Origin of the sequence: Pseudomonas sp. PB120, from assembly GCF_009761815.1 — a bacterium.
Lineage (GTDB): Bacteria > Pseudomonadota > Gammaproteobacteria > Pseudomonadales > Pseudomonadaceae > Aquipseudomonas.
The window spans coordinates 1-4,568 of record NZ_RWIN01000124.1 but is presented as its reverse complement, the minus strand read 5'-3'; the positions used below and the strand labels follow the sequence as shown (position 1 = coordinate 4,568).

The window sequence follows — 4,568 nt, the reverse complement described above, 5'->3', positions numbered from 1 at the left end:
CTCGGCATGCCCTCGCTCCGGTCCTGCTCCGTGGGCCCGCCGCCATCGGCCATCCATGGCCGGGGGCGGCTAACCCGGCATCCATGCCGGGTTGCCCACTGCGCAGAACCTCCACTCGGCCTCTCGATGGCGCAAGAAAATCAAAAGCCAAATCAAAATCAAGAGCTCGGCGGCCTGAAAGCCGACCTGATTCCTCTGGCGCACGCATTCCCCCTGTGGGAGCCAGCCTGCTGGCGATGGCGGCCTGATAGCCGACTGATCTCTCTCAGCTACACCCCAATCGAATGTGGGAGCCAGCCTGCTGGCGATGAATGCCCAGACACCGCGACCATCCAGACAGGTCGCGTTATCGTTGACGTCCATCGCCAGCAGGCTGGCTCCCACAGGGGTACTCGGTTGCGAGTGATCGGCAGTCTTACCCGAGTTTTCTTTGGCGAGCGAGGGTCATGGCGGTGTCTTCGATCATGTCTTCCTGGCCGCCGACCATGCCGCGCCGTCCCATTTCCACCAGAATTTCCCGGGCCGAGACGCCGTATTTTTTCTCTGCGCGTTTGGCGAACAGCAGGAACGAACCGTAGACCCCGGCATAACCCATGGTCAGTGCATCGCGGTCGCTGCGGATCGGGAAGTCCATGATGGGCACCACCAGGTCTTCCGCCACGTCCTGGATGCCGAACACGCTGACGCCGGTGTCGATGCCCATGCGGTCGCACACGGCAACCAGCACTTCCATCGGCGTGTTGCCGGCACCGGCACCGAGGCCCGCGCAGGCGGCGTCGATGCGGTTGGCGCCGGCGGCGATGGCGGCGATGGAGTTGGACACGCCCATCGACAGGTTGTGGTGGCCGTGAAAACCGATCTCGGTCTCTGGCTTGAGGGCGGCACGCATGGCCGCCACTCGGGCGCTGACGTCGTGGGGCAGCAGGTAGCCCGCCGAGTCGGTGAGGTAGATGCAGTTGGCGCCGTAGCTTTCCATCAGCAAGCCTTGCTTGACCAGACCTTCAGGGCTGTTCATGTGGGCCATCATCAGGAAGCCGACGGTGTCCATGCCCAGTCCGCGGGCGTGGGAGATGTGCTGCTCGCTGACATCGGCCTCGGTGCAATGGGTGGCCACGCGGATGGTGTTGACGCCCAGCTCATGCGCCATTTTCAGGTGATCGACCGTCCCGATGCCCGGCAACAGCAGGGCCGAGACCTTGGCCTTTTTCATCAGCGGGATCACCGCCGACAGGTATTCTTCGTCCGTGTGCGCCGGAAAACCGTAATTCACCGAGCTGCCGCCCAGGCCGTCGCCGTGGGTCACTTCGATCAGCGGTACGCCGGCCGCGTCGAGGCCGCAGGCGATGTCTTTCATCTGTTGCAGGCTGATCTGGTGGCGCTTGGGGTGCATGCCGTCGCGCAGGCACATGTCGTGAACGGTGATGCTTTTGCCGCGAAGATCCATGGTCGGCTCCTTATGCGTGGGCGGTTTGGGCAGTGGCTTGCAGCACCAGTTCGCCTTTGAGAATTTCCTCGGCGAACATCTCGGCGGTGCGCGCGGCGGCAGCGGTCATGATGTCAAGGTTGCCGGCGTACTTGGGCAGGTAGTCGCCCAGGCCCTCGACCTCCATGAAGATCGACACGCGATTGCCGTCGAACACCGGGCCGTTGACCAGCTTGTAGCCGGGGACGTAGCGCTGCACTTGCTTGATCATCGCCTCGATCGCGGCGGTGATCGCCGGTTGATCGGGTTCGGTGGCGGTCAGGCAGTGCACCGTGTCGCGCATGATCAGCGGCGGCTCGGCCGGGTTGATGATGATGATCGCCTTGCCTTTCTTCGCACCGCCGACCTTTTCCACGGCACTGGAGGTGGTGCGGGTGAACTCGTCGATGTTTTTCCGGGTGCCGGGGCCGACCGACTTCGAGGCTGCGGTGGCGATGATTTCCGCATAGTCCACCGGCTGCACGCTGGACACCGCCGCTACCAGCGGAATCGTGGCCTGGCCGCCGCACGTGACCATGTTGACGTTCATGACGCCCAGCCCCAGTTGGGACTTGAGGTTGACCGGCGGCACGCAATACGGGCCGATGGCCGCTGGGGTCAGGTCGATCATCAACACGCCCAGGGCATTGAGCTTGCGCGAGTTCTCGGCATGCACGTAGGCCGAGGTGGCGTCGAACGCAATCTGGATCTGGTCTTCGATAACGTGTGCAAGCAGGCCGTCAACGCCATCGGCGGTGGTTTTCAGGCCCAGTTCGCGAGCCCGCGCCAGCCCGTCGGACGTGGCGTCGATGCCGACCATCCACACCGGCTCCAGCACCTCGCTACGCATCAGTTTGTACAGCAGATCGGTGCCGATGTTGCCCGGCCCGATCAGCGCGCATTTGATCTTTTTGCTCATGGTCTTTGGCTCCAGATGAGGGAAGGGTGGGTCAAGGGACGAAGCGCAGGCTGGCTTCACCCAACCCGGTCATGGTCAGGCTGATGCGGTCACCGGCGACCACAGGCACCAACGGCGCGAGGGCGCCCGACAGAATGATTTCGCCGCGCCGAAAGGGAATGCCCAGTTCGCCCAAGGTGTTGGCCAGCCAGGCCACCGCTGCGCAAGGGTGACCTTGCACCGCTGAGCCCAGGCCCGAGCCCGCGGGCTGGCCGTTTTTCAGCAGTTGCATGTGCACCGCCGCCAGGTCCAGCGAGCGTGGATCGATGCGTTGGGTGCCGAGGGCGAACACGCCGCACGAGGCGTTATCGGCAACGGTGTCCTGGATGCGGATCTGCCAGTCGTCGATCCGCGAGTCGACGATCTCGAAGCAGGGGGCCACCGACTGTGTGGCGGCCAGCACGTCGTCGGCGCTGATGCCCGGGCCTTGCAAGTCTTCCCCGAGGATAAAGGCGATTTCACCTTCGGCACGGGGCTGGATCAGGTTGTAACGGGCCAGGCTGACATCGCTGCCGTCCTCGACCTGCATGGCGTTAGTGAGGAAACCGAAGTCCGGTTGATGGACGTCGAGCATCTCTTGCACGGCGCGGCTGGTGACCCCGATTTTCTTGCCGATCACCCGCTCGCCTAGCGCTTCGCGGCGCTTGAGAAACTGCAGGGAAATCCCGTAGGCCTGCTCCAGCGTGATCTGCGGATAGCGGCGGGTCAGGGGCGCGAGGGTCTGGCGATTGCGCAGGGCGTTGAACAGCTCGTCACCCAGCGCGTTGATCAAATGGGCGTCCATGGGGAGGGCTCCAGAGGTCAGGAAGAAAAAAGCCCGCCCCCGCAGGTACAGGGACGAGCCAAAACGAATCGGACTAGCCGGGCCAGACCGATGAGTCGGCACCGCCATCGACATCGATGATCTTGCCGGTCACCCAGGCCGACGCAGGGCTGGCCAGGTAGAGCGCGGCGGCGGCGATGTCTTGCGGGGTGCCGAGGCATTTGAGCGGGGTGTTGTTTTCCATGGTCTGGCGCATGGCGGCCGGCATCACGCCGTTCAGCGCTTCAGTCAGGGTCGGGCCGGGGGCGACGGCGTTGACCCGGATCTGCGGCGCAAAATCCTGGGCCAGCAGGCGGGTCAGGTGGCTGAGGGCGGCCTTCGCGGTGCCATAGGCGCTGAAGTGGCGCTGGGCGTAACGCGCCGCCACCGAGCTGATGTTGATGATGTTGCCGCCACCGGCTTCGCGCATCAGCGGCACGCACAACTGGCAGAACGCGTAGGTGGTGGCGACGTTGAAGTTCAGCACCTGGGCGAACTGCTCGGGCGTCATGCTCAGCGGATCATTCGGCCCACCGCCGCCAACGTTGTTGACCAGGTGGGTGATACGGCCCATGTGCTCGGCGCTCTGGCGCACCAGGGCCTGGCGTTGTTCGGCATCGTTGACGTCACAGGCGATGGCCAGGGCGCGTCGGCCCAAGCTGCGCACTTCTTCGGCCACGGCCTGTACTTCGTCCATCGAACGCGCGGAGCACACCACATCGGCGCCCGCTTCGGCATACGCCAGCGCAATCGCCCGCCCGATTCCCCGGCCGCTGCCGGTGACGATGGCGACGCTGCCGTCCAGTTGGAAACGCTGCAAAATACTCATGGGCCCTTGCTCCGTGGGGTCGACTGTTGATGGGTTAACTATCGCTGTGGTGGGTGGGGTGGGGCATCGTCTCAATGGACTAGCGGGGGGCTTTGGTGGTGTGCATATCCGTTTTTTGGGTTACGGCTGCTTATGGTTTCGCCCTTACGGCGAGTCTCTTTTTCAAACGCTAAAAAGGAACCAAAAGGCTCTTGCCCCACCACTCGGTGCCTCGCCTAGGCTCGGCATGCCCTCACTCCGGCATTGCTCCGTGGGTCGCCGCCATCGGCCATCCATGGCCGGGGGCGGCTAACCCGGCATCCATGCCGGGTTGCCCACTGCGCAATACCTGCGTTCGGCCATCGTGGTTTAACGGGGCGCCTCGATCAAAAGCATAGCGAGGCGGCCTTAAAGCCGACCTGATTCCTGCTGGTGTGCCCGGTCCAAAAATGTGGGAGCCAGCCTGCTGGCGATGGACGTCAACGATAACGCGCCCTGTCTGGATGATCGCGGTGTCTGGGTGTCCATCGCCAGCAGG

The 4,568-nt window shown here is 64.1% G+C and carries 4 protein-coding genes; all 4 read right to left on the bottom strand.

The window, feature by feature from the left end:
* Nucleotides 1–415: 415 nt before the first annotated feature.
* Nucleotides 416–1,444, bottom strand: a complete 1,029-nt coding sequence (dmpG, locus tag EJA72_RS22925; protein WP_157714013.1) for a 4-hydroxy-2-oxovalerate aldolase — start codon at nt 1,442–1,444, stop codon at nt 416–418.
* Between the two features lie 10 nt (nt 1,445–1,454).
* Nucleotides 1,455–2,381, bottom strand: a complete 927-nt coding sequence (locus EJA72_RS22920; RefSeq protein ID WP_157714011.1) for an acetaldehyde dehydrogenase (acetylating) — start codon at nt 2,379–2,381, stop codon at nt 1,455–1,457.
* A gap of 31 nt (nt 2,382–2,412) precedes the next feature.
* On the bottom strand, nt 2,413–3,204 hold the full coding sequence (locus EJA72_RS22915; RefSeq protein ID WP_157714009.1) for a fumarylacetoacetate hydrolase family protein: 792 nt from the start codon (nt 3,202–3,204) through the stop codon (nt 2,413–2,415).
* 73 nt (nt 3,205–3,277) lie between these two features.
* Entirely contained in the window at nt 3,278–4,051 is a 774-nt protein-coding gene (locus tag EJA72_RS22910; protein ID WP_157714007.1) for a glucose 1-dehydrogenase, read from the bottom strand.
* Nucleotides 4,052–4,568 lie beyond the last annotated feature (517 nt).